The 23,134-nt window shown below is 68.0% G+C and carries 23 protein-coding genes; 10 read left to right on the plus strand and 13 right to left on the minus strand.

Annotation, left to right across the window (positions count from 1 at the left end; translation table 11 throughout):
- Positions 1-54: 54 nt before the first annotated feature.
- The 3 genes from GPX89_RS10595 to GPX89_RS10605 are packed head-to-tail and all read left to right on the plus strand — an operon-like array spanning position 55 to position 3,209.
- Complete coding sequence (locus GPX89_RS10595) at positions 55-879, plus strand: SDR family NAD(P)-dependent oxidoreductase (RefSeq protein WP_328601694.1); 825 nt, start codon at positions 55-57, stop codon at positions 877-879.
- Positions 880-894: 15 nt separating this feature from the next.
- Positions 895-1,923 carry a phosphotransferase family protein gene (locus GPX89_RS10600; RefSeq protein ID WP_157387350.1) on the plus strand — a complete coding sequence of 343 codons (1,029 nt, stop codon included), beginning with the start codon at positions 895-897 and terminating at the stop codon, positions 1,921-1,923.
- A 59-nt stretch (positions 1,924-1,982) separates the two neighbouring features.
- Positions 1,983-3,209: an acyl-CoA dehydrogenase family protein gene (locus tag GPX89_RS10605; RefSeq protein WP_157387351.1), complete on the plus strand. Its 1,227-nt coding sequence runs from the start codon at positions 1,983-1,985 to the stop codon at positions 3,207-3,209.
- A 26-nt stretch (positions 3,210-3,235) separates the two neighbouring features.
- Here the strand turns inward: GPX89_RS10605 and GPX89_RS10610 are convergent, their stop codons facing one another.
- Positions 3,236-4,396: a cytochrome P450 family protein gene (locus GPX89_RS10610; protein WP_157387352.1), complete on the minus strand. Its 1,161-nt coding sequence runs from the start codon at positions 4,394-4,396 to the stop codon at positions 3,236-3,238.
- 113 nt (positions 4,397-4,509) lie between these two features.
- Between GPX89_RS10610 and GPX89_RS10615 the strand changes: the two genes are divergently transcribed.
- The 3 genes from GPX89_RS10615 (at position 4,510) to GPX89_RS10625 (ending at position 6,787) form a co-directional block, all read left to right on the plus strand.
- The gene (locus GPX89_RS10615; protein ID WP_235947054.1) at positions 4,510-5,034 is read left to right on the plus strand and encodes a GtrA family protein; all 525 of its coding nucleotides are present in this window, start codon (positions 4,510-4,512) and stop codon (positions 5,032-5,034) included.
- 108 nt (positions 5,035-5,142) lie between these two features.
- Positions 5,143-5,607: an RDD family protein gene (locus GPX89_RS10620; RefSeq protein WP_157387353.1), complete on the plus strand. Its 465-nt coding sequence runs from the start codon at positions 5,143-5,145 to the stop codon at positions 5,605-5,607.
- A 166-nt stretch (positions 5,608-5,773) separates the two neighbouring features.
- Entirely contained in the window at positions 5,774-6,787 is a 1,014-nt protein-coding gene (locus GPX89_RS10625) for a glycoside hydrolase family 6 protein (RefSeq protein ID WP_157387354.1), read from the plus strand.
- Here the strand turns inward: GPX89_RS10625 and glxA are convergent.
- Together glxA and GPX89_RS10635 are read right to left on the minus strand one after the other, a co-directional pair.
- Positions 6,784-8,742 carry a radical copper oxidase GlxA gene (gene glxA / locus GPX89_RS10630; RefSeq protein WP_157387355.1) on the minus strand — a complete coding sequence of 653 codons (1,959 nt, stop codon included), beginning with the start codon at positions 8,740-8,742 and terminating at the stop codon, positions 6,784-6,786. The genes GPX89_RS10625 and glxA overlap by 4 nt on opposite strands.
- Entirely contained in the window at positions 8,736-10,595 is a 1,860-nt protein-coding gene (locus tag GPX89_RS10635; protein ID WP_157387356.1) for a glycosyltransferase, read from the minus strand. Before GPX89_RS10635 ends, glxA begins: the two co-directional genes overlap by 7 nt.
- Before the next feature lie 252 nt (positions 10,596-10,847).
- Between GPX89_RS10635 and GPX89_RS10640 the strand changes: the two genes are divergently transcribed.
- From GPX89_RS10640 to GPX89_RS10650, 3 genes are read left to right on the plus strand one after another with little or no spacing between them, the layout of a single operon-like run.
- On the plus strand, positions 10,848-12,512 hold the full coding sequence (locus GPX89_RS10640) for a leucine--tRNA ligase (protein WP_157387357.1): 1,665 nt from the start codon (positions 10,848-10,850) through the stop codon (positions 12,510-12,512).
- A gap of 48 nt (positions 12,513-12,560) precedes the next feature.
- A complete protein-coding gene (locus GPX89_RS10645) occupies positions 12,561-13,313 on the plus strand; it encodes an SDR family oxidoreductase (protein WP_328601695.1) in 753 nt (250 codons plus the stop codon).
- Positions 13,314-13,341: 28 nt separating this feature from the next.
- Positions 13,342-13,821: a DUF5946 family protein gene (locus tag GPX89_RS10650; protein ID WP_235947057.1), complete on the plus strand. Its 480-nt coding sequence runs from the start codon at positions 13,342-13,344 to the stop codon at positions 13,819-13,821.
- On the opposite strand, the gene GPX89_RS10655 is transcribed toward GPX89_RS10650, so the two are convergent.
- Complete coding sequence (locus GPX89_RS10655) at positions 13,811-14,692, minus strand: RNA polymerase sigma-70 factor (protein ID WP_157387360.1); 882 nt, start codon at positions 14,690-14,692, stop codon at positions 13,811-13,813. The genes GPX89_RS10650 and GPX89_RS10655 overlap by 11 nt on opposite strands.
- A gap of 102 nt (positions 14,693-14,794) precedes the next feature.
- Here GPX89_RS10655 and GPX89_RS10660 point away from each other — a divergent pair, with 102 nt between their 5' ends.
- On the plus strand, positions 14,795-14,971 hold the full coding sequence (locus GPX89_RS10660; RefSeq protein WP_157387361.1) for a DUF6374 family protein: 177 nt from the start codon (positions 14,795-14,797) through the stop codon (positions 14,969-14,971).
- Here GPX89_RS10660 and GPX89_RS10665 read toward each other — a convergent pair.
- The 9 genes from GPX89_RS10665 to GPX89_RS10705 form a co-directional block, all read right to left on the minus strand.
- Complete coding sequence (locus tag GPX89_RS10665) at positions 14,968-16,554, minus strand: SulP family inorganic anion transporter (RefSeq protein ID WP_157387362.1); 1,587 nt, start codon at positions 16,552-16,554, stop codon at positions 14,968-14,970. The genes GPX89_RS10660 and GPX89_RS10665 overlap by 4 nt on opposite strands.
- 12 nt (positions 16,555-16,566) lie before the next feature.
- Positions 16,567-17,265: a cysteine hydrolase family protein gene (locus GPX89_RS10670; protein ID WP_157387363.1), complete on the minus strand. Its 699-nt coding sequence runs from the start codon at positions 17,263-17,265 to the stop codon at positions 16,567-16,569.
- Positions 17,262-18,650 (minus strand): allophanate hydrolase, encoded by a 1,389-nt coding sequence (locus tag GPX89_RS10675; RefSeq protein ID WP_157387364.1) that lies wholly within the window; start codon positions 18,648-18,650, stop codon positions 17,262-17,264. The genes GPX89_RS10670 and GPX89_RS10675 overlap by 4 nt, the downstream gene beginning before the upstream one ends.
- A gap of 71 nt (positions 18,651-18,721) precedes the next feature.
- On the minus strand, positions 18,722-19,393 hold the full coding sequence (locus tag GPX89_RS10680; RefSeq protein WP_235947060.1) for a GntR family transcriptional regulator: 672 nt from the start codon (positions 19,391-19,393) through the stop codon (positions 18,722-18,724).
- A gap of 45 nt (positions 19,394-19,438) precedes the next feature.
- On the minus strand, positions 19,439-20,497 hold the full coding sequence (locus tag GPX89_RS10685; protein ID WP_157387365.1) for an LLM class flavin-dependent oxidoreductase: 1,059 nt from the start codon (positions 20,495-20,497) through the stop codon (positions 19,439-19,441).
- Positions 20,497-21,012: an SRPBCC family protein gene (locus tag GPX89_RS10690; RefSeq protein WP_157387366.1), complete on the minus strand. Its 516-nt coding sequence runs from the start codon at positions 21,010-21,012 to the stop codon at positions 20,497-20,499. Before GPX89_RS10690 ends, GPX89_RS10685 begins: the two co-directional genes overlap by 1 nt.
- A gap of 74 nt (positions 21,013-21,086) precedes the next feature.
- The gene (locus GPX89_RS10695; protein WP_157387367.1) at positions 21,087-21,596 is read right to left on the minus strand and encodes a winged helix-turn-helix transcriptional regulator; all 510 of its coding nucleotides are present in this window, start codon (positions 21,594-21,596) and stop codon (positions 21,087-21,089) included.
- 21 nt (positions 21,597-21,617) lie between these two features.
- Positions 21,618-22,199 (minus strand): TetR/AcrR family transcriptional regulator, encoded by a 582-nt coding sequence (locus GPX89_RS10700; RefSeq protein WP_157387368.1) that lies wholly within the window; start codon positions 22,197-22,199, stop codon positions 21,618-21,620.
- 28 nt (positions 22,200-22,227) lie between these two features.
- Positions 22,228-22,953: a hypothetical protein gene (locus GPX89_RS10705; protein WP_157387369.1), complete on the minus strand. Its 726-nt coding sequence runs from the start codon at positions 22,951-22,953 to the stop codon at positions 22,228-22,230.
- Positions 22,954-23,134 lie beyond the last annotated feature (181 nt).

The raw sequence follows: 23,134 nt of genomic DNA on the forward strand, positions 1-23,134 counted from the left end.
ATCCAGCCCGAGGTGGCGAATTCGGTTGCCGGCCCGGGCTCGGAGGGAGCTCACGTGCAGGTCGCGGGTAAGAACGCCATCGTCACCGGCGGAGGGGGCGGCATCGGCGGCGCGATCGCCGCGCGACTGGTGCGCGCCGGCGCGCGGGTCGTGGTCGCCGACCTGGACGCGGACGCGGCCGCCATGGTGGTGGCGGGCCTGGAGTCCGACGCCCCGGGCGAGGCCGTCGCGGTCGGGGCCGACGTCTCGGACCCGGCCCGCATCGCCGAGCTCATCGCCCGCTGCGAGGGCGAATTCGGTCCCGTCGATCTGTATTTCGCCAATGCGGGCGTGATCGGCCCGGTCGGGCTCGGCGAGGAGCAGGACTGGGCGCTCACCCTCGACGTGAACCTCAATGCGCACATTCGCGCGGCCCGCCTGCTGGTTCCCGGCTGGCTGGAGCGCGGGGAGGGCTACTTCATCGGCACCGCCTCGGCGGCGGGCCTGCTCACCCAGATCGGTTCGGCCGCATACTCGGTCACCAAGCACGCGGCGGTCGGGTTCGCGGAATGGCTGTCGGTGACCTACGGCGACCGCGGCATTCGCGTCAGCTGCCTGTGCCCGATGGGTGTGGAGACCCCGCTGCTGCGCGCGGGCGAGAACTCCGGGGACGCACTGGGTATGGCCGCCACCCGCGCGGTCACCTCGGCGGGCGCGGTGCTGACCCCCGACGAGTGCGCCGAGCTGGTGATGGCGGCGGTCGACGACGAGCGATTCCTCATCCTGCCCCACCCGGAGGTGCTGGATATGTACCGTCGCAAGGGTGCCGACTACGACCGCTGGCTGGCGGGCATGCGGCACTACCAGGCGCGCCTGCTCGAGCAGGCCGACGGCCACTGAGCAGCGGGGAGACACATGAGCGACGACCAGCGGGCCGACCTACCCGGCCTGGACCTCGAGCGACTTGCCGTGTGGCTGGCCGAGACCCGGCCCGGCCTGGTGAACGGGCCTCTGGCAGGCAGGCTGATCGCGGGTGGAAAGTCGAATCTGACCTACGAGATCAGTGACGGCAGCCGGTCCTGGATCGTGCGGCGGCCGCCGCTGGGCCACGTGCTCGCCACCGCCCACGACATGGCCCGGGAGCACCGCGTCATCAGCGCCCTGGCCGCCACCGCCGTTCCCGTGCCCGCCACCTACGCGCTGTGCGAGGACCCCGAAATCATCGGCGCGCCTTTCTATGTCATGGAGCGCGTCCTCGGCACGCCGTATCGCACCTCGGCCGAACTGGTCGCGCTGGGCAGCGATCGCACCCGCGTCATCGCCACCGGCCTGATCGACACCCTCGCCGCCCTGCACACCGTCGACCCCGTCGCGGTCGGGCTGCAGGACTTCGGCCGCCCCGACGGCTTCCTCGAGCGTCAGGTTCGCCGCTGGAAGAAGCAGCTCGACGCCTCCTACAGCCGCGACCTGCCCGCCGCGGACGAACTGCACGAGCTGCTGACCAAACACCTTCCCGCGCAATCGCCCACCGGCATCGTGCACGGCGACTACCGCCTCGACAATGTCCTCGTCGACGACGCCGACCGGGTCGCGGCCGTCATCGACTGGGAGATGGCCACTCTCGGCGATCCGCTCACCGATATCGGCCTGCTGCTGGTCTATCAGCGGATGAGCGATTCCGGTCTGCTGGGTGTCAGCGATGTCGCGCTCGCCCCCGGCTATCCGAGCGAATCCGAAGTGCTGGAGCGATATTCGGTCAGCTCCGGCCGGGACCTGTCCGATGTCGGCTTCTATGTCGCGCTGGCGTCGTTCAAGCTGGCCGTGATCAGCGAGGGCATCTACTTCCGGTTCAGCCACGGCCAGACCGTCGGCTCGGGTTTCGAGCATTTCGGCGAGGGCGTCGACCCCTTGCTGCGGGCGGGTCTCGCCGCCCTCCAAAGTTGAATCCGGCGTCAAGTTCACGTACGGTCCGAACGGATCACCAGCCACCGTCAGGAGTTTCGATGTTCGAGCTGTCGGAGCGGGCCAGCCGCTACCGGGACGACCTGCTCGCCTTCATGGACGAGCACATCTACCCCGCCGAGGCGGTGTACGAGGCGCAGATGGCCGAGTCCGGCGACCCGCACTTCCAGCCGCCGGTCGTGGAGGAGCTCAAGACCGAGGCCAAGAAGCGGGGCCTGTGGAATCTCTTCCACCCGCATCCCGAATGGGGTCCGGGCCTGACCAACCTCGAATACGCGCCGCTGGCCGAGATCATGGGCCGCAGTGCGCATCTGGCTCCCGAGGCCACCAACTGCAGCGCCCCCGACACCGGGAACATGGAGGTGCTGACGCTGTTCGGCACCGAGGAGCACAAGCGGGAATGGCTGGCCCCGCTGCTGGCCGGTGACATCCGCTCGGCCTTCGCCATGACCGAGCCCGCGGTCGCCAGCTCCGACGCCACCAATATCCAGCTGCGCATGGAGCCCGACGGCGACGACTACGTGCTCAACGGCCGCAAATGGTGGACTTCCAATGCGCTGCACAAGAACTGCAAGGTGCTCATCGTCATGGGCAAGACCGATCCGACCGCTGCGGTGCACCGCCAGCAGTCCATGATGGTCGTCCCCATCGACGCCCCCGGCGTCACCGTCCAGCGCGGCCTGCCGGTCTTCGGCTACCAGGACCGCGAGGGCCACGCCGAGGTGACCTTCGAGAACGTGCGCGTCCCCAAGACCGCCCTGCTGGCGGGCGAGGGCGACGGTTTCATGATCAGCCAGGCCCGCCTCGGCCCCGGCCGCATCCACCACTGCATGCGCTCCATCGGCATGGCCGAACGCGCCCTGGACCTCATGATCGACCGCGCCCAATCCCGCCTGACCTTCGGTGAGCCCGTGGCGAATCGGGCCAACATCCAGGACTGGATCGCCGAGGCCCGCATCGAGATCGACATGGCCCGCCTGCTGACTTTGCGGGCCGCGTACCTGATGGACACGGTCGGCAACAAGGCCGCGCGCACCGAGATCGCCGCCATCAAGGTCGCGGCCCCGAACGTGGCGCTGAAGGTCGTCGACCGCGCCATCCAAGTCCACGGCGGCGCCGGCGTCTCCGACGACTTCCCCCTCGCCAGCATGTACGCCCACCTCCGCACCCTCCGCCTCGCCGACGGCCCCGACGAGGTCCACAAACGCTCCATCGCCCAATGGGAACTCCGCCGCCGAGACCCCAACTGGGGAAAGAAGAAGAGCTGAGCCACAACGCGCCTTGGTTGTCAGGGTTAGGTGGCTGTCAACGTGAGTTCGGCTAGGGCGTGGGTGAGCCAGGAGTGGCGGAGGGTGTAGGAGTTGCGGGGGCGGGGGGCGTTGAGGGTGGGGTATTTGTGGAGGACTGCTCTGGTGGCGTGGATGGTTTGTAGTTCGGCCAGTGTTGCGCCTAGGCAGCGGTGGCGGCCGTGGCCGAAGGTGAGGGCGGGGCGGGTTTTGCCTGCCGGGTCGAGGTGGGCTGAGCGGATGGAGGCGAAAACTGTGTGGCCGCGGGGGATTTGGACGCCGTTGATCTCGAGGTCGGTGAGGGGGAAGCGGCGGACGGCGTAGTTCATGGGGGAGTTGGCGCGGATTCGGGTGCGGATGAAGGCGGCGAATTCTGTTGGGCGGTCGAGTAATTCGCGGGCCTGGGGCTGGTGGTCGCGGACCACGTCGTCGAGGACCGCGGAGGTGAGGCTGATGGTGTTCTCGAAGCCGCCGACGATGGTGATGAACGCCAGGCTCATGAGCTCGTCCTCGGTGAGGCGGTCGTCGCCGTCGCGGGCGGCGATCCACGCCGAGAGCAGGTCCTGGCCGGGGTCGCGGCGCTTGGCGGCGATCGCGTTGCCGATCAGTCCCAGCAGGGTTCGCATCGAAGTGCGCAAGGCCTCGGGCTCGTGCGAATCGTCGGCGCGCAGCAGCGGCGCGGACGCGGCCCGGAAATCGCCGAGCTGATCGGGGGACAGACCCAGCAGTGTGCCGGTGACGCGCACCGGCAACGGCTCGCACAGCCCGTCCATGAAATCGACCTCGCCGGTGGCGGGCAGTTGCGCGACGAGTTCGGTCACGGTGTCCAGGATCACCTTCTCCTGGGCCGGATACTGCGGGGGCGCAAAGGCTTCGGCGGCGAGCTTGCGAATGCGGCGATGGTGCTCGCCGTCCATGTTGAGCAGGTTGGCGTCCAGGGCGGGCGGCAGGCTGTTGCCTTTGTATCCGGTGGTGCTGTCGGCCTTGGCGGCGGAGACGTTCGGGTCGGCGAGCAGCCGTCGTACCGCGTCGTAGCCGGTGATCACCCACGCCGGTGAGCCGTCGGGCAATTCGGCCTGATGCACGCCGTCCCCGCGGGTGCGCAGCTCCTCGTGCAAGGCGTCGACATCATGGATTCCTGTGGTGAACGGACAACGCTCCGGTGCCATACCGCCAGTCTGCCAAAGATCAGCGGCACGGCTCCGCCCATGCCGAGCGCGACGACAGCGCCGCGTCAGTCCGGCGTCAGCCCGGTGTCAGCGCGGCTGGCGACAGTACAACCATGAACAGCGCAGCACTCGCCACCGCCGGTCCGCGGAACGCCTTCGGGGACGAAATGATCCTCGCCGCCGCCGATCTGGCGTTCGACGGCTACTCGAGGCTGCGCGCTCAGGCATTCGGCCGCGTCACGGGATTCCTGCGCGGCGATCACGCACTCGCCCAGCTCATCCGCTTCGCCCTGGTCGGCGGCCTCAGCAATATCGCCTACGCCCTGCTGTTCGTCGCCATGATCGGAATCGGACCGCTGATCGCCAATATCGCGGGCTCGATCCTGAGCACGGTCATCGCGAACGAACTGCACCGGCGGCTCACCTTCCGCGCGGCCGGCCGGGTCGGCTGGTTCACCGCGCAGTGGGAGGGCGGCGGGCTGGCCGTGATCGGCCTGGGGGTCAGCACGGCCGCGCTGGCCGGACTCGACTTCTTCGCACCCGGCCTGGGCGCGATGGTCGAGGCGGGCGCTGTGATCGCCATCATGGCGGCCGTCGGCGGACTGCGCTTCCTGGCCTTGCGCGGCTTCGTCTTCTGAGCACCGGGCACCCGGGTTTCAGGGTCGGGTTCCGGGCATTCCCCGATGCGGGGCGCGGCCCCCGGCGGCAAGGATGAAAACAGACAGTGGTCGACATGAGGAGGAGCCATGACCACGGGTGAATACGGCTACGCCCCCTTCGCGGGACCGATCGTCGGGGTGACCCCGGCCGGGATCGGCGTTCGCGCCGCGGCCCGCTTCATCGACTGGATCGTCGCCGGAATCGTCGGCGGCATCCTGTTCTGGATCTTCGACCTGCCGGGCTGGGCCTCGATCCTGCCGGGCGCGGGATTCGCGTTCCTGTACTTCGTCTGCTTCGAGGTGCTGACCGGCGCGACACCGGGCAAGAAACTGCTCGGCTTGCACGTCAACGGTTCCGGGGGTGCGCCCAAGCCGAGTCTCGCCGATTCGGCCAAGCGCAATGCCTACATGCTGCTCAACCTGATTCCCTGGGTCGGCGGCCTGCTGTGGTTCTGCGCGGCCGTGGCGATCGCGGTCACCGTGAGCGCGAGCTCGACGAAGCAGGGCTGGCATGACGATTTCGCGGACGGCACGCAGGTAGTGAAGCTCTGAGGTCGGGAGGCGCGAGAGCGCCGAATGGGCCTGAACGTGCACTTCGACAGGACAATTGGCGGGAAGCCGCCGTCCGGCGAGGATTTGTGCACGATCAGGCCCATTCGCGGTTCGAGCCGAATCGCCCTGGAGAGCGGGTGATTCGGGCCACCGGCATACTGTGTCCATGCGAAGGCGATCGAGCTGGGGTCGGTCGATCAGCGGGCGGACGGGAATCGTGTGCGGGGCGGTGCTCGTCCTGTCCGGGTGCGGACACGGACCGGACGCGCCCGATGCGGGGGCGATCCTCCAGCGGAACGCGCCCGCCGGTGCGGAACTGTTGCTGGAGTCCAATGATCGGTACTACTCCGATCTGCGGGCCACCCTGCCGTCGGTGACCGAGCCGCGGGTGCGGGCCAACCTCGAACGGCTGCTGCGGACTCCGGTGGCGGAGTGGCTGACCCGGGACCTGGAGGTGACGGCGGGGACCGTTCAGCAGGACATCGCGCGGGCGCAATCCGCCGGATCGATTCCGATGTTCGTCGCGTACAACATCCCCGGGCGGGACCTGCACGGCGAATCCGGTGGGGGACAGGCCGGGGCGGACGCGTACCGGCAGTGGATCCAGGGTGTCAGCGACGCGATCGGGGCGAATCCGGCGATCGTGATCCTCGAGCCGGACGCCCTCGCCCACGCGACCGAGATGAACGATACCGACCGCGCGGCTCGGCTGGCGCTGCTGAGTTTCGCCTACGGTCAACTGCGGCAACACAATCCGGCGACGGCCGTCTACCTGGACGTGGGCAACAGCACCTGGGTGGACCCGGGCCGGGTCGCCGAGCTGCTGCACACCATCAGCCCGGATCAGCCGGTGGCGGGAATCTCCCTGAACGTGGCCAACCGGCGGCCCGAGGCCGAGATCCGTTCGTACGCCACACGAATCGAGCAGGCATACGGACATCAGCTGTTCGTCATGATCGACAGCTCGGTCAACGGCGCGCCCAACACCGCGCAGCTGGCCGACTGGTGTAATCCGCAGGGGCAGCGGGTCGGAACGCTGCCCAGCACCCGCTTCGACCCCGGCGCCATGATCGAGCACGCGTTCATCAAGACGCCGGGACAGTCCGACGGCCGCTGCGGCACCAGCGAACAGCCCGCCGGCGAATTCGACCGCCAGTTGCTGCTCGACCAGCTGTCCTAGCCCAGATGGACCCATTTCGCGACACCGGGCACCCCGGCCGCATCGACCGCGAACAGCATGTAATAGCCCGACGGCGCGATGGCCGAATTGTCCGGAACCGCTACGGACAGACCGGAATCCGTGCGCGTCACCGGTAGATCGATCACCTTCTCATTGGTGTCGGTCACATGCGTGATCGCCGCCGGAGCGATCAACCGCATGTATTTGATATCGGCCGCCGCCGGAACCTCGGCCAGCGTCGAGCCGACCGTGTACTCGAAATTCTCACCGCGCCGGATCTCGGTGGGCCCGCCGGTGATCACCGGCCGCGCCACCGTCCCGCCGTCCGGCTTGTACAGGTAAGGCGGCGTATAGATTTCGATGCGCCGCTCGAACTTGCCCGGCAGCGTGTTCTTCTTGTCCGCGAACAGCGGATTGGACCCCTCGGTCATGATCTGCCCGGACGGCAGCAGCACCGCCGTCGAGTGATAGTCGCGCCCGACGGTCGGATCGGCCATCGGATGCAGCCCGCCCTGCTGATCCAGCAGGAACGCGGCCAGAATGTCGCTGGACCCGCGCCCGCGATAGTCGTGGGCGCCATTGGTGATGAACACATCCCCGCTGGGCAGCGGCACCAGATTCGGGTAGCGCGTGCCCTGCGGCAGCACCGCCAGCGGCTCGAACCTCGGCTGCGCCGCTTTCAGATCCACGATATCGATGCGCCCGGTCGACAGGTCCGAATCACCCACGCCGCCACCGCCGACCACCAGCAGCCGCTGATCCTGCACCGGCCCCAGCCACGTCGAGGACCCGGTCTCGAGCATGTTCGGATCGCGTATCCCCGGCAACGGCTGGAAGGAATTGTCGGCCAGATTCCACAGGCCCGGATCCCGATGCTCCTCGGCCGGACCCCACCCGGTGGTCGGGCCGCTGAAGAACAGCAGATCCGGCGACGCGGTCTGGAACACCGCCGGATAGGTGGGCAGGATGCGCCGCAGATCGTCGCGCTCCACCCAGGCGCGAGTCGCCGGATCGTAGATCTCGGTCTGCCCGTCCAGGATTCGCCCCGAACCGTCCAGTCCCGAGGTGACCATCACCTTCCCGTCGGCCAGCCGGGTCAGCGTCGGATACCAGCGGGCGTAGTTCATATTGCCGACGGCCTCATAGGTTTCCGTCCACGGATTGAACAGATACGAGGCGTCGATGCCCTGATATTCCTTCTTCTTCAACGCCATCTCCGGCGCGAAACCGTACAGGTTCTGCTGCGCCGCGAAACTCAGCCCGCCGATCATGTAGTGGTCGTTGTGATCCCACACGCCGTCGGTCCCGGTGGCGTCGGCGGAGACGTACACATTCCGGTCGGTCGCCGACACCTTGTAGGTGACCGGATCCTTGGCGGCCGGCGGCACGGTGATATCGCGATCGGAGCGATACACCTTCCCGCTGTCCTTGCCCGTGAAGGTCGTTCCCTTGGGTACGACACCGGGATGATCGGGGTCCTCGTTGCGGATCGTCATGTATCCGCCCGCGTGCGTGAGATTCTCCGGCAGCACCTCGTAGCTGCCGGTCCCGCCCGCGATGAGAATCGTGCCGTCGGCCAGATAGGCGTGATCGGAACAGAACAGATCCACCGGCGTGTCGATGCGCTTGGCGGTCCGCGTCTCCGGATCGAAGATCAGCGAGTTGTAGATGCCCTTGTCGGAATTGTGGTGATCGTTGCCGCTGCCCGCGATGAGCAGCACCTTGCCGGTCGGCAGCACGATCGAATGAATGATGTTGGCGTCGATGTCCTTCGGCAGCGTCACGACTTCCCACTTGCCGTACTTCGCCTTGTAGTCATCGGAATTGATGAGCCGATTGTGCTGGAACCGGTGATACAGCGCGGCCACCGTCGCGGTGGTCGCGATGGCGAGGGTGCCGACCACCACGGCCGTCACCACCCAGCGCACGAAACGGGTCGGCGTCTGCTTCAGCACGCCCGCTCCTCCTCGGGCGCCTCGAGCATCTCGAATTCCGTTGCCGCACGGGATCTGCGGCGTCGGGTCCAGGCCACGAACAGCGGATTGAGCTGCCACACCAGCAGTGGCGCGGCCGAGATCAACGCCCCGAACAGCGGCCACATGAGAGTGGCCGGGGCCGCCCATCCGCGCAGCGTGGTGAGCACCGTGACGGCGATATAGAAGAGCAGCCACATCAGATTGAGCCGGAAGGTGAACCAGCCGTCACCGCGGCTCTTCGCGCCCTTGGGCGTCACGTCGAAACCGACCGGTCGCCGGAAGAGGCATTTGAGCAGCGAATTCGCATAGACCGGTGCGGTGATGACGCTCATGAACATGCCGTAGACGCCCCAGGAATTGGTCGTCTCGTACGGGCTCACATTGTGCCGCCGCGCCCAGGTGTAGAGCGTCATCTGGCTCACCGACGCCCAGCCGTAGAACAGGAACCAGCTGGCGGGCGACACCACCGCGCCGCTGACCCCGTACCAGCTGAAGATCGCCACATTGGCCGCGCCCAGCAGCCAGACCGTCCCCATCACCGGATAGAACGCCATCAACAGCAGGTAGTGCACGATCCGGGCCGGCGTGCGCCACATGCGCAGCAGCTGCACCACGAACGGACCGAACAGCATGTGCTCCATGGCCCCGCGGGACCAGCGATTCTGCTGCTTGTAGAAATCACCCCACGACGCGGGGCCCTCGCCGTGGGCCAGCAGATCCGGGGTGTACACGCCCTTCCAATGGCGGCCGGTGTCCGGATTGCGTTGCGGCAGAATGGCGAAACTGGTCGCCATGTCTTCGGTGATGGACGGCTGGATGCCGCCGATGGCGGCGAGCACGTCCCTGCGAATGGCGTAACTGGTGCCCACCAGCATGGGCGCGCCGTGCGCGTTGGCCGCGGTCTGGATCAGGCTGTGGAACACGAACTGCTGGCTCTCGGCCAGTTTCGCCACCACATTGTCCTCGGCGTTCGCATACGCCTGCGGCCCGGCCACATACGCCACGTCCGGATCGTTGAAGTAGCCGAGCATCCGTTCCCCGAATTCGGGCATCGGCTCGTGATCGGGATCCAGGCCCATGACCACGTCGTACTCCGGCAGGTCCGGGTCGGTGCGGATCATGTCCAGCCCGGCATTGATGTTGCCGAATTTGGTACGGGTCTCGAAAGGGCCCTTCTTCTGGTGGTATTCGTCCTTGCCGCCGCGGCTCAGATAACGCACCCGATTGCCCGGGCGGCGGTCGATGGCGGCCACCAGCTTGCGCACGGTGTCGGGCTGCTGCGGATCGCCCTCGTCGAGGACATACACGTCGAAGACGCCCGGATGCCGGTGCCGGATACCCTTGGCCGCGACCAGGGTTCGCTCCAGCACGGCGAGGTCCTCGCTGGTGGGTACGAAGGTGATCAGCAATGCGACCTTCAGTCCCGCGTGGGCGCGGATCGGAATCGGTTTGCGGGCCAGCGAAGTCGTCAGTGACATGGCCAGGACCAGCGCGAACCGGATCGCCTCGACGGTGACGACCAGCGTCACCATGATGATGGCGATGGTCCCGAACTGCTCGTACTTCTCTTGCGCCCCTAGGCCGTTGTCGATCAGCCACAGCACATACCCACCGCCCAGTCCGGTCGAGATGACCGAGAGCGCGATGGTCAGCAGCCGTCGTCGCCGACGTTCCAGATGCCGGAGCGACACGGCGTCGCCGACACCGTCGAGAATCTCACCCGTGACCGTCGCCCTGGCATGCCGCGCGGCGTCCAGAGTCTGTGCACTGTAAGATGTTTCGGTATCGTCCGGGTCGGGCCGACGTGAACCACCGGTCCACGGAAATGCCACGGACAGCACAGTATCCCCCCAGCTGAAGCGATCCCCACACGTACACTCGCTCAACGCCGAACGCTTCTGCCAGAGATTATCAGAGCACGGTCGGTCGTGCGGTTGTATCAGGTTGGGCTGCAACGCGTTACGAGTTACCGAACGGTTAATTTCCTGTAGCCGGCCACGCTGCCGACGCACACGCCCGGATATTCGCTGTCGCCCGTCATTCCGTTTCACTATCATCCCTGCCATCGAGCGCAGGGGGATGTGATGGGCGGCGAGGCGTCGCGCCGGTACGTGGTGAGCATGTTCTCCTATCCGTCCGGCGATCTGCACATGGGTCACGCCGAGGTCTTCGCGATCAGCGACGCCATGGCGCGATTCGCGCGCATGCGCGGGCACGACACGCTGTTCCCGGTCGGCTGGGACTCCTTCGGGCTGCCCGCCGAGAACGCCGCGCGCAAGCGCGGTCTGGATCCGCGCGAGTGGACCTACGCCAATATCGCGACCCAGGCCGATTCCTTCCGGCGGATGGGGATCTCGTTCGACTGGCACACCCGCTTGCACACCAGCGACCCCGAGTACTACCGCTGGAACCAATGGCTGTTCCTGCGGCTGTACGAGCGCGGGCTGGCCTATCGCGCCGACGCCGAGGTGAACTGGTGTCCGCAGGATCGGACCGTGCTGGCCAATGAACAGGTGGTGCACGGGCGCTGCGAACGGTGCGGCGCGGCGGTGGAGCGGCGGGACCTGACCCAGTGGTTCTTCCGGATTACCGACTACGCCGATCGGCTGCTGGACGACATGGCCGGGCTGCGCGACGGGTGGCCGTCGGAAGTGCTGGCCATGCAACGCAATTGGATCGGCCGCACCGAGAGCGTGGACGACGCGGGCCGGACCATGGTCGCCTACCGCCTGCACGACTGGCTGATCTCCCGTCAAAGATACTGGGGCACACCGATTCCCATCATCCACTGTGGAGGCTGCGGCGCGGTGCCGGTCCCCGACGACCAGCTGCCGGTCCGCCTGCCCGACTCCGGGTACCGGCTGAGTCCCGGCGACAGCGGATCCCCGCTGGCGAGCGCCGAGGACTGGGTCGCCGTGCCGTGCCCGCGCTGCGGCGCACCCGCGCGCCGCGACACCGACACCATGGACACCTTCGTCGACTCGTCCTGGTACTTCCTGCGCTACCCGAATCCGCACTACACCGACGGCCCCTTCGACCCGGAGGCGCTGGCCCGCTGGCTGCCGGTCGACGAGTACATCGGCGGGCGCGAGCACGCCACCGCCCACCTGCTGTACGCCCGCTTCATCACCAAGGCCCTGTACGACGCGGGGCTGGTCCCGTTCACCGAACCGTTCACCCGCCTGACCACGCAGGGGCAGGTGCTGATGGGCGGCAAGGCGATGAGCAAGAGCCTGGGCAACCTGGTCGACCTGCGCGACCAGATCGAGCGGCACGGGCCCGACGCCGTGCGGATCGCCATGCTGTTCGCCGGACCGGTCGAGGCCGACGTCGACTGGGCCGACGTCTCGGCGCGCGGCGCGGAGCGGTGGCTGGCGCGAGTCGCGCGCCTGGCCGCCGAAACGGGCTCCGGGGTCGCGAATTCCGACCCGGCGGGGGAGGCGGCGACCCGCCGCGAGGTGCACGACACCATCGCCCGCGCCACCGCGCTGATGGAGGCCAAACGCTTCAATGTCGTCATCGCCCAACTGATGCGACTGACGACCATCCTGCGCCGCGCCGCCGAATCCGAGTCCGGCGGAACGAGTCCGGCGGTCCGAGACGGCGTCGACGCGCTGGTGCGCATGATGTCCTGCGTTGCGCCGGAGACCGCCGCCGTCGCGTGGCACCACCTGGGCCACACCTCGCCGGTCGCCGACGCCGCATGGCCTGTCGACTCAGGGGAACGACAAGATATACCGGTCGTGTGATCCGGCGGTATTGGCCGGGACCCGCCGGGCTTGCCTAGGCTCGATGCCGTGACCACATCCAAGATCGTTCTCGTCACCGGAGCCGGAACCGGCCTGGGCCGTGCCATCACCCACGCGCTGACCGCCGCCGGGCATCGGGTCGTCGTTGTCGGACGCACCGTCGCCACGCTGGACGAAGCGGTCGCTTCGGCGCCGGGACCCGGTGGCGCGGAGCCGTTCCAGGCCGATGTCACCGATCCCGCGGCGGTGGACGCGCTCTTCGCGTGGATCGTCGAGCGCTTCGGCCGCCTGGACGTGCTGCTCAACAATGCCGGAATCTTCGGTCCCAGCAAGCCGATCGACGAGGTGGCGGTGGAGGACTGGAAGCAGGTCATCGATATCAACCTGACCGGTTCGTTCCTGTGCGCGCAGGCCGCGTTCCGGCAGATGCGGACCCAGGACCCGCAGGGCGGGCGGATCATCAACAACGGCTCCATCTCCGCGCACACGCCCCGCCCGCACACCGTCGCCTACGCGGCCAGCAAGCACGCCATCACCGGCCTCACCAAGGCGCTGTCCCTCGAGGGGCGCGCGCACAATATCGCCGCCGGTCAGATCGATATCGGCAATGCCGCAACCGAACTCACCGCCGGCATCGCGGCGGGGTCGCTGCAGGCCGACGGCAGCATCCGCCCCGAACCCACCATCGACGCCGCCGACGTGGCCCGCCTCATCGCCCAGCAGGTCGAGCTGCCGCTGAGCACCAACGTCCCGTTCCTGACGGTCATGGCCAACGCCATGCCCTACATCGGGCGCGGCTGACCGCCAGCGGCTTGTGATAGCCAAGGGCATGCGATCGGACGCGACGAAATGCTCATGCGGTGCGGTGAGTCCGTGCGAACCCGTCTGGCACCGGGCGCTCGCCGAGGAACAGGGCGATCCGGCGATGTACGCCTGGCACACGCCGCTGGTGCTGACCTATCTGCTGCAGCATCCCCAGCAGCCCGCCGCGCGCGAGCAGTACCTCGACAGCCAGTTCCGGCTGCTGCAGCTCTACGTCGAGCACGGGCTGGACGCGCTCAACCGGTTCGGCAGCGTCCAGCGCAGGAGAAACGCTCACCAGGGCAAGGACTTCGCCTACGACACCGAGGCGCTCGCCGATTACCACCCGCTACCCGGGCACACTCCGGCCCGCTTCGCGCGCTCGATCCACGACCTGTGCGACGCGGACGGCCGATTCGTCGGCGACGGCCACGCGGCCTACGGCGTCCGCGTGCACGAGTGGGCGCGGGCGACCGTCGCCGCCTACCTCACCGGGCTCAGCGACTGAGCACGGTCTCCTCGGTCATGTGCGAGAGCTTCTCCGGATTGCGCACCGAGTAGAGGCCGGTGATCAGGCCGTCGTCGATGCGGACCGCCATCACCGTGTCCACCTCGTCGCCGTCGCGGAAGGCGAGGGCCGGGTGGCCGTTGACGACGATCGGCTGCAGGGTCAGCTTCGAGCGGAAGACGTTCCAGCCCTTCGCGAGCAGACGCGCCACCTGCTTCGCGCCGGTGACCGGCCGCGGCAGCGCCTGCTTGATGCCGCCGCCGTCGCCCAGGGCCACCACGTCCGGTGCCATGAGATCCAGCAGCCCCTGCAGGTCGCCGGTCTCGAGCGCGCGCTGGAACGCCGCCAGCACGCCGCGGGTCTCGGCGGCCGACACGGTCCCGCGCGGGCGGCGCGCCGCGATATGCGAGCGCGCCCGATGCGCGATCTGCCGCACGGCCGCCGGCGTCTTCTCCACCGCCTCCGCGATCTCGTCATAGGGCAGATCGAAGACCTCCCGCAGCACGAACACCGCCCGCTCGGTCGGCGTCAGCGTCTCCATCACCAGCAGCATCGCCATCGAAACACTCTCCGCCAGCTCGACATCCTCGGCCACATCCGGCGTGGTCAACAACGGTTCGGGCAGCCACTGCCCCACATACGACTCCCGCCGCCGCCCGAGCGTCCGCAACCGCCCCAACGCCTGCCGCGTGGTCATCCGCACCAGATAGGCCCGCTGATCGATCACCGTCTCCAGATCCACCCCCACCCACCGCAGCCACGTCTCCTGCAACACATCCTCGGCGTCCGCCGCCGACCCCAGCATCTCGTAGGCGACGGTGAACAACAGATTCCGATGTGCGACGAACGCCTCGGTAGCGGCCGTGGTCATGAACGACTCCTGTCCTCATTCGAGCATGTACCCACAAGACACCGCCGCCGCCCATCCTGTGACACTCGAACAAACGTTCTACTCGAGGTAGGGTACCGCCCCATGCCGGAACTCTCACGCCGCGACTGGGCGACGATGAACCTCAAAGAGGTCCAACGCCAACTCCTCAAGGCTGCGTCCTTCGGCAAGTCCCTCTCCCCGGAACAATTGGAGAACGCCGCGGCCAAGATCGCCGAGGGTCTCCGCATCTTCCTCGAGGAAACCGACCACCTCGACTAGTCGGGGATCGGTTCGGCGGGTGCGATTTCCGGAGTGGGGCGGGGAGTGCGCAGGAAGGAACACGAGAGGCAGACCAGGCCGAAGAAGAGGTAGCCGAGGGCCACCTTCGGGGCGGCGGCCCAGGCTACTTCGGGGGCGTGGATGAGGCCGATCCAGGCGAGGGCGGCGCCGGCGGCGGAGGCCAGTGCGGCTGCGCGGAAACGCTTTTCGAGGACGAAGGTGACCATGGTGCCGAGGATCAGGCCCGCGAGGACCGCGCCGTCGCCGAGGGTTTTCAGGCCGTCGTAGACGACTCCGGCCTGACCGAGGGCGCCGACGCCGACCTTGTCGGCGGTGGTGCCGGCGGCGCTGAGGGCGTTGTCGATCTGGCCGGTGCCCCATTGGGCGAGGTTGGGGAGTAGGGCGGCTACTACGGCGACCGCGTGCAGGCGGGGGACGGCTTGGAAGGCTTGGGCGCCGATCAGCAGGCCGATGTAGAGCAGGATGGGGACGATGGCGGGGATCGGGAGCAGGGTGGCGAGGACGCCGAAAAGGCCCAGCAGGCACATCAATCCGATGATCGCGCCGCTGGCCAGGGAGTAGGCGGTGCGGCCGCCGGCGTCCTTCCAGCCGGGGTGGCCGATGTAGACCGCGGGCGGGAACGGGGAACCGAAACCGGAGCCGATGATCGCGCCGAATCCGTCGGCGAGCAGGACGCTGCGCAGGTTGTAGTTGTCGCCCGCCGCGGCGGCGCTCTCCACATTGCTCATCGCCTCGGTGAAGTTGTAGACGCCCAAGGGAATCGCGGTGGCCAGCAGCGGGCCCAGGTGCGAGAGGCCGTCGAAGAGCAGGTGCAGGCGCAGATTCGGCAATCCGAGGGCGATGTCGTGGGCGGCCTTGGAGACATCGGGCACCGACATGTAGCCGCCGATCCAGCCGATGGCCGTACCCACGAGCAGGGCGACCAGTCCGACGGGCACATTGCCCGGCAGCCGCACATCGGTGAAGAAGCCGATGAGGATGATGGCCAGCACCGGCAGCCCGATCCAGGCGGCCTCCCACATCTGGGCGGCGGGCCGCATGGCGATGAAGGTGATGGAGATGCCCGCGAGGGTGCCCAGCATGGCCGCGCGCGGGGTGATGCGGCGGATGTAGGGGCCCACGAACGCGCCGATCATGACGATCACGCCGATCATGAACGCCCAGGCCAGACCCGCCGACCAGGCTCGCATCGGGTCATTGGTCTTCAGGTAGATCGGCAGCATGACCACGAACACCACGATGAACATGTGCGGCACGCTCGGTCCGTACGGCAGCGCCGTCACCGTGGCCCGCCCCTCGCGCCAGGCCAGCCGCCGCGCCAGCGTCATGTAGTAGAGATTGCCCAGCACCAGCGCGACCCCCAGCGCGGGCAGCACGGTCCCCAGCACGTCATGGCTCGGGATCTTCACCACCGCGATCGAGAGCGTGGTGAGGGTCAGGACATTGACGAGAATATTGAACGCGAGGCCGAAGAAGGCATTGGTGTCGCCGCGGGTCCACCACGGCAGCGACAGCGGTGTGGCAGAACCGGTTTCACCGGGCTGCTTGGTTTCGACGGACATGGGTCTTCCTGTTCACTGGGCCGGGCTGGGGGAGACGGCGGAATCGAGGGCGGCGCGCACGGCGGCCGAATCGGCGACCCAGCCGAAGATGCCGCCCTGGGCGGCGATCATGGCCAGGCCGACGCGCTGGAACTCGGGGAAATACGAACCGACGCAATCGGAGACGACCAGGCACTCGTAGCCGCGGTCGTTGGCCTCGCGCACCGTGGTGTGCACGCACACCTCGGTGGTGACCCCGGTGACCAGCAGTGAGCGGATTCCCCTGTGCGTCAGCACGTCCGACAGTTCGGTGGCGTAGAACGCGCCCTTGCCGGGCTTGTCGATCACCACCTCCCCGTCGAGGGGCGCGAGCTCGTCGACGATGTCGTGGCCGTATTCGCCCCGCACCAGGATCCGGCCGAACCGGCCCGGGTCGCCGATGCGCTGGGAGGGGTTGCCGCGCAACAGTTTCGCGGGCGGGCAGTCCGAGAGATCGGGCAGGTGGCCCTCCCGGGTATGGATGACGGGGATCCCGGCCGCGCGGGCGGTGGCCAGCAGCCCGGCCAGCGGCTCGATGACGGTGCGCAGCAGGGCCACATCGTTGCCGAGGCTCTCGCCGAAACCGCCGGGTAGCAGGAAATCGCGCTGCATGTCGATGACCAGCAGCGCCAGGGTGCTCGGATCGAAGCTGAAATCACCCGGTAGCGCCGGGATATGGTGGACAGCCGTCATTGTCGTTCCTTCTGTGCGAGCCGGATTTCCGCGTGCGCCCCGGCCTGGCGCGGCTCGTCGAGGATGCGGGCGGCCGCCGCGAGCACGGTGTCGTCGGCAAGGGCAGGGCCCAACACCATGACTGCGAGCGGACGGCCGTCCGCGGCGGTGCCCATGGGCACCGAGATCGCCGTGAGGTCCAGCAGATTCCCGAAATGGGTGTAGTGGCCCAGCACGGTATTGGTCGCGATCGGGTCCGCGAGCACCTGGTCGACGGTGAAGGTGGTGCCGATGGTCGGCACCACGATCACGTCGATCTCGCTCCACAGCCGTGCCACCGTCGCGCGCAACTCCTGCAGGCGCTGCTGCGCCCGGAACACGTCGACCGCGGTGAAACGGAAACCGCCGGTGAGGATTTCCCGGATCACCGGCAGGATCGAGTCGGGATGCTCGGTCAGGAAGGTCTCGAACTCCACCAGCCGCTCGGCCACCCAGGGGCCCTGATAGAGCAGTTCGCCCGCGGCCAGGAAGGGTTCGAGGGTGGTGGGCACGCAGTCGAATCCGAGCCGCCCCAGCCGATCCCGCGCCGCCAGGTGGGCGGCACGGAACCCGTCGTCGCCGAAGAACTCCAGCTCGTGCACGCCGGGCAGGCCGACCCGCAGCCGGGTGCCGGGGCGGCGCGGCCCGCGCGCCCGGCTCCACGGATCGTCCGGGTCGACGCCGGCGACGACCTCGAACACCCGGTCCAGATCCTCGACCGTGGTGGCCATCAGGGTCACGCAGTCCAGCGACTTGCACGCCGGGACCAGCCCGACCGCGCTGATCAGCCCGCGCGAGGGCTTCCAGCCCAGAATCCCGTTGAGCGCGGCCGGAACCCGGCCCGACCCGGCGGTATCGGTGGCCACACAGAACGGCACCTCGCCCAGCGCCACCGCCCGCGCCGACCCGGAACTGGAGCCGCCGCAGATCAACTCACCGCCGAATACGCTGCGCGGAATCGGATACGGGGTGCGGGTGCCGTTCAGCCCGGTCGCGAACTGATCCAGATTCGTCTTGCCGACGAACAGCGCGCCCGCGTCCAGCAGGCGCTGCACGACGGGCGCGGTTTCGGTTGCGGTGTAGGCGAAGTCGGGACAGGCCAGGGTGGTCGGCCAGCCCGCGACATCGAGGGAATCCTTCACCCCGAACGGCACCCCGTACAGCGGTAAGGTGCGTGCCCCGGGCCGCCGCTCGATCTCGGCCGCGTCGGCCAGCAGTCGCTCGCGCGGCACCGGGGTGATCCAGGTGCCGTCCGCGCCGCGCGCCGCGATGGCGTCGGCCACGCGGGCGGCGGTCTGCGTGGGCGAACCGCTGCCGCTCTCGTGCGAGGCCAGAATCTCCGAGACCGTGGGACCGGGGTTTCGCATCTGTCGATTGTCGACAAAACGTGTGAAATCGGTGGTCTCGCAATGTATCCGCTGTGTTATCGGATCTCGGGCTACCGGAAGTCCAGATCCAGGTAGGCCAGCTCACCGTGCCGCGACAGCGCCTCGCACGCGACGGCGGCGTCCCCGGATTCCAGCGCGCTCAACAGTTCGGCATGCCGCCGGATACCGTTGCGCCGCTGCGTGATGCGCGCCTCGGCGCGCAGATTGCGGGCCATCGGCAACTGCAGTTTCAGCAGGATCGGCGCGTAGGCCAGGTTCAGCTGATGGTTGCCCGCCAGCCCCACGATCGCGGCATGGAAGCGTCGATGGGCATTGTCACGTTCGAAGAGGTCCCCGGCCGCATCGGCCGCCCGCATCTCCTCGAGCGCCGCCCGCACCTCGTGCAGCGGATCACCCTGCGCCGGAAGCGGGAACGCGCTCTCGATGGCGTGCCGCTCGAGCACTCGCCGCAATTCGAACAGCTGCAGAATGTCGGTCTCCGACCAGACCGTCACCCGGAACCCACGCCGCGGCAGGTGTTCGATCAACCCCTCCTGCGCCAGCAGCCGCAACGCCTCCCGCACCGGCGCGCGGCTGGTCCCCAGCCGCGCGCACAGCGCCTCCTCGCCGATCCGCTCCCCGGGCTCGAACTCCCCGCTCAACACCTCGGCCCGCACCTGCCGCGTCGCCATCTCCACCAGGCTCAACGGCAGCACCACCCCATCCGTCATCGGCTCCACCATGATTCGAGACTAGGCCGACCGCTCCGCGGCGGCCCGTCGCCGCGATCAGTCGCCGGTGGCGGCGGGTTCGTCGAGTCCGGCGACGAGGTCGAGGGCCTGGGCCAGATTGGCCAGTTTCGCGTCGAGGGTGTCGCCCGCCGGGTAGAGGCGGACGGTGTCCACGCCGACGTCGCTCCAGGTTCGGAGCCGGCGCTTCACCATGTCCGCGGTACCGATCAGGGTGGTGGCGAGCACCATGTCGTCGGTGACGAGGGCGGTCGCGCCCTCGCGGTCACCGGACTGCCAGCGTTCGCGGATCTCCTCGGTGACGTCGGCCCAGCCCTGGCGGGCGTAGGCGGCGTTGTAGAAGTTGGTCGAGGCGGTGCCCATGCCGCCGATGCTGAAGGCCAGCTCCAGTTTTCGGCCCGCGATGTGGCGGGTGACCGCTTCCTCGTCGTCGAAGATCGCGACCTCCGCGCCCTGGCAGACGTCGATGTCGGCGCGGGTGCGGCCCGCGGATTTCAGGCCCGCGTCGAGGTGGTCGAAGTAGGCGTCGGAACCCTCGGGGACGAAGCTGGTGCCGAGCCAGCCGTCGGCCAGTTGTCCGGTGAGCTCCAGCATCCTGGGGGACATGCTGGCGATGTAGATGGGGATGTCGGGGTTGGCGGGCATGGACAAGCGCATCGGTTTGCTGTTGCCGTCCAACGGGATTCGGATGGCGTCGCCCTGGAAGGAGATTTTCTCCCCGGACCAGGCCCGTCGGATCACGGTGATCGTCTCCCGCATGCGGGTCAGGGCGCGTGCGAACGGGACGCCGTGCAGGCCCTCCATCACCTGGGGACCCGAGGCGCCCAAACCGAGGAGGAATCGGCCCCCCGAGAGATCGGCCAGGGTGAGCGCCGCTTGTGCGATGGCGACCGGGGAGCGGGTGCCGAGCTGGATGATGCCGGAGCCCAACAGGATTCGCTCGGTGCGCGCGGCGAGGTAGCCCAGCGCCGAAGGGGCGTCGGACCCCCACGCCTCGGCGACCCAGCACAGATCCAGGCCCATGGTCTCGGCCTCGCGGACGAAGGCGACGACCTGCTGGGTGTCACGGGAGAACTCGACGGTGGTGGCGGTGCGCATCAGCGGACACCTGCCTCGGCGCGGCGCTTGATCTCGGCGACCACGTGCCGCATGGCCGACTCGAACTCGCGCATGCGCACGAAGACGATCTTCTCTTCCTTCTCGGGCATGGCGTCGATGGCCTTGCTGAGCCCGGACCGCCCGGGACCCATGCGAACCCACTGCCGCAGCGTGGTGCCGCCGTTCTCGGCTTCGAGAGTGAAACGCCAGGTGGCGGTGGGGGTTTCGGGATCGTTGACCGCCCAGGCGAAGACGGACGGCGGATTCCATTCCACGACATGGGAAGTCGTGGACCATTCACCGAGTGCCTCGTGTCGGCTGGTGCCGACGAACGTAGCGCCTACGCCGGGTGGCGTGTCGGGCGAAACCCAGTGCGCCGCTTGAAGTTCCTGGCTCAACTCGGGCATCAGGCCGATGTCGGAGACGAGCTCCCACACCGCCTCCGGGGCGGCGTCGATCCAGATCTCCGCCTGCGCCGTCGGCCCGTCGGCGTACTTCGCGCCGGTCCACTCCATGCGTCACCTCGCTGTGAATGTCGCTGCTCGCAAGGATGGTTACATAAATAGACTAAGCAGGTCAACGCCAAGTTTTACTTGGCTTCCTGCCGGGCGAACCGGGCCTGGATATCGGGCCGCGCGCGCAACCGCTCGGGATAGCCGGGACCCATGCGCAGCCGTGACTCCTCGATCGGCACCGGCTGATCGCAGTGCTCGCACACCACCTTGAGCTGGGTGTCGTGACCGCACGCGGTGTGGTTGAGCACCACCGGCGGCCCGTCCTCGTCGGCCAGCCAGCGGTCACCCCAGCGCGACATCACCAGCAGCACGTCCCAGAAGTCGCGCCCCTTCTCGGTGAGCACGTACTCGTACCAGACGGGTTCGGAGTGATACGGCCGCTTTTCGAGCAATCCCTCCTCCACCAGCCGCCGCAGCCGGTCGCTGAGGGTATTGCGCGCGATCCCCAGCTCCTGCTGGAACTCGTCGAATCGCCGCACCCCGTAGAACGCCTCGCGCAGCACCAGTGGAGTCCACCAGTCCCCGAGCAGATCCATGGTCCGGGCCACCGAACAGGGCCACCCGGCGAAGGACGTACGCTTCATCCCCCGAGAATACTGGTCGGCTCACCCGGCCCGGTGCTGCCGAATCAATTCGGCCGCCATGGCCTTCGCGCGCCGCGCCGCGTGCCGATCGCCCTCCGCGGCGGCCACGATCGAGCCTTTCATCAGGATGTGCCAGCTGCGCGCGAAATTGTCGATATCCGACAGCCCCGCGCGTTCGGCGCGGGCCGAGACGATATCGCGAATGGTCTGCAGATGTTCGATGCCCGCCCGCCCGAGCGGATGGTCCGCGCCCATTTCCAGCAGCACATTGATGAACAGGCAGGCGTTGAAATCGGCTGCGGCGAACCATTCGTCGAAGACATCGAAAATCGCCAGCAACTGTTCCTCGGGCGTGGTCCCGCGCAGCCGCGACTGTTCCTCGATGAGCCCGAAGGTCCACAGCCGCTCACGGCGGTCGAGCACCACCGCTACCAGCTCGTCCAATGTCGGAAAGTGCTCGTACAGAGTGGATTTCGAGACTCCCGCGCGGTCGGCGATCATGTCGGCGGTCACCGCGCGCACCCCTGTGCAGGTATAGAGCTCGTACGCGGCGCGAACGAGCCGGTCACGAATTCCGACAACCGTGTTCGGGGTGGTCGTCATCTCTGAATTCTAGTCGCCCGACCGCCCTTCAGAGCGAACATGCGAGTGCGGAAGTACCGGTGGAATGGACGAATTCGCGGTCGCCATAGACGACGGCATCGGAATTCCATGCCGCGCCCAGACCGGTCACGAAGTCGCGGACCAGTGTCATATCGCCGCGATCGGCCACCAGGATGAGCGAACCGTCCTGGGTGACCGATCCGCCACCGAGTTTGTCGCGCACCACGGGATCGGCGATGAGAGCGTCGTGGAAACGGGCGCGGTCGATACCCGGCACGGTGACGGTGAACCCATTGGCGCGCGAGTCCTCGCCCGGCAGGTATTCGAACGTCAGCACCGATTCCTGGTTGTCGCGCACCCGGATGTCGTCGGCCACCCAGCACAGATTCTTGAAATCGGTGCAGGCCAACTGGAATCGGCGGGAGCGCTCATAGGTGGTGGTGCCCGAGTCCGAAGACCAGAACACCCCGTCGAGCAGTTGCGACCCGACCGGCAACGCGAGTTCGGTGAGCGCGGTCGCGTTCACTTCCAGCTCGAACAGCGACAACTGATCCGACAGTCGCGGATCGGCGGGATCGGTGATGGTGGCGGTGTTGTTGGTGGCGAACATTTCCGCCGTGGGCTGGGTCGGATTCCCGGGAACGCACGACGCCGGGCCGTACGCCCGCGCGGGCGTGGCGGCCGGACCGATGGCGACGGCACCCGAGATCACGAGGGCAGCGGCCAGAGCAGCGGTGATGCGGACGGTGATCATCTCTCCAAGTCTGGACCTCGCGCGTGCGGACCGGAACCCCATCGCGTCCTGTGACCTGCGCCGCGATCCTTGACTGAAAATTCAGTCAGGATTATCGTCTGCGGTGCCCGCTTCGGGGTCGTCATGTGCGGACGGCCGCTCTACCTGCGGCTTTATCGGTTTCAGCGCGCCGCCGAGGGAA

The organism is Nocardia terrae, from assembly GCF_009760405.1.
Classification (GTDB): domain Bacteria; phylum Actinomycetota; class Actinomycetes; order Mycobacteriales; family Mycobacteriaceae; genus Nocardia; species Nocardia terrae.

What these genes read in the sequence shown, in the direction of transcription:
- GPX89_RS10600 (WP_157387350.1), top strand. Translation starts at nt 895, where the DNA reads ATGAGCGACGACCAGCGGGCCGACCTACCCGGCCTGGACCTCGAGCGA.
- GPX89_RS10605 (WP_157387351.1), top strand. Translation starts at nt 1,983, where the DNA reads ATGTTCGAGCTGTCGGAGCGGGCCAGCCGCTACCGGGACGACCTGCTC.
- GPX89_RS10610 (WP_157387352.1), bottom strand. Translation starts at nt 4,396, where the DNA reads ATGGCACCGGAGCGTTGTCCGTTCACCACAGGAATCCATGATGTCGAC.
- GPX89_RS10615 (WP_235947054.1), top strand. Translation starts at nt 4,510, where the DNA reads ATGAACAGCGCAGCACTCGCCACCGCCGGTCCGCGGAACGCCTTCGGG.
- GPX89_RS10620 (WP_157387353.1), top strand. Translation starts at nt 5,143, where the DNA reads ATGACCACGGGTGAATACGGCTACGCCCCCTTCGCGGGACCGATCGTC.
- GPX89_RS10625 (WP_157387354.1), top strand. Translation starts at nt 5,774, where the DNA reads ATGCGAAGGCGATCGAGCTGGGGTCGGTCGATCAGCGGGCGGACGGGA.
- GPX89_RS10640 (WP_157387357.1), top strand. Translation starts at nt 10,848, where the DNA reads ATGGGCGGCGAGGCGTCGCGCCGGTACGTGGTGAGCATGTTCTCCTAT.
- GPX89_RS10650 (WP_235947057.1), top strand. Translation starts at nt 13,342, where the DNA reads ATGCGATCGGACGCGACGAAATGCTCATGCGGTGCGGTGAGTCCGTGC.
- GPX89_RS10655 (WP_157387360.1), bottom strand. Translation starts at nt 14,692, where the DNA reads ATGACCACGGCCGCTACCGAGGCGTTCGTCGCACATCGGAATCTGTTG.
- GPX89_RS10660 (WP_157387361.1), top strand. Translation starts at nt 14,795, where the DNA reads ATGCCGGAACTCTCACGCCGCGACTGGGCGACGATGAACCTCAAAGAG.
- GPX89_RS10665 (WP_157387362.1), bottom strand. Translation starts at nt 16,554, where the DNA reads ATGTCCGTCGAAACCAAGCAGCCCGGTGAAACCGGTTCTGCCACACCG.
- GPX89_RS10670 (WP_157387363.1), bottom strand. Translation starts at nt 17,265, where the DNA reads ATGACGGCTGTCCACCATATCCCGGCGCTACCGGGTGATTTCAGCTTC.
- GPX89_RS10675 (WP_157387364.1), bottom strand. Translation starts at nt 18,650, where the DNA reads ATGCGAAACCCCGGTCCCACGGTCTCGGAGATTCTGGCCTCGCACGAG.
- GPX89_RS10680 (WP_235947060.1), bottom strand. Translation starts at nt 19,393, where the DNA reads ATGGTGGAGCCGATGACGGATGGGGTGGTGCTGCCGTTGAGCCTGGTG.
- GPX89_RS10685 (WP_157387365.1), bottom strand. Translation starts at nt 20,497, where the DNA reads ATGCGCACCGCCACCACCGTCGAGTTCTCCCGTGACACCCAGCAGGTC.
- GPX89_RS10690 (WP_157387366.1), bottom strand. Translation starts at nt 21,012, where the DNA reads ATGGAGTGGACCGGCGCGAAGTACGCCGACGGGCCGACGGCGCAGGCG.
- GPX89_RS10695 (WP_157387367.1), bottom strand. Translation starts at nt 21,596, where the DNA reads ATGAAGCGTACGTCCTTCGCCGGGTGGCCCTGTTCGGTGGCCCGGACC.
- GPX89_RS10700 (WP_157387368.1), bottom strand. Translation starts at nt 22,199, where the DNA reads ATGACGACCACCCCGAACACGGTTGTCGGAATTCGTGACCGGCTCGTT.
- GPX89_RS10705 (WP_157387369.1), bottom strand. Translation starts at nt 22,953, where the DNA reads ATGATCACCGTCCGCATCACCGCTGCTCTGGCCGCTGCCCTCGTGATC.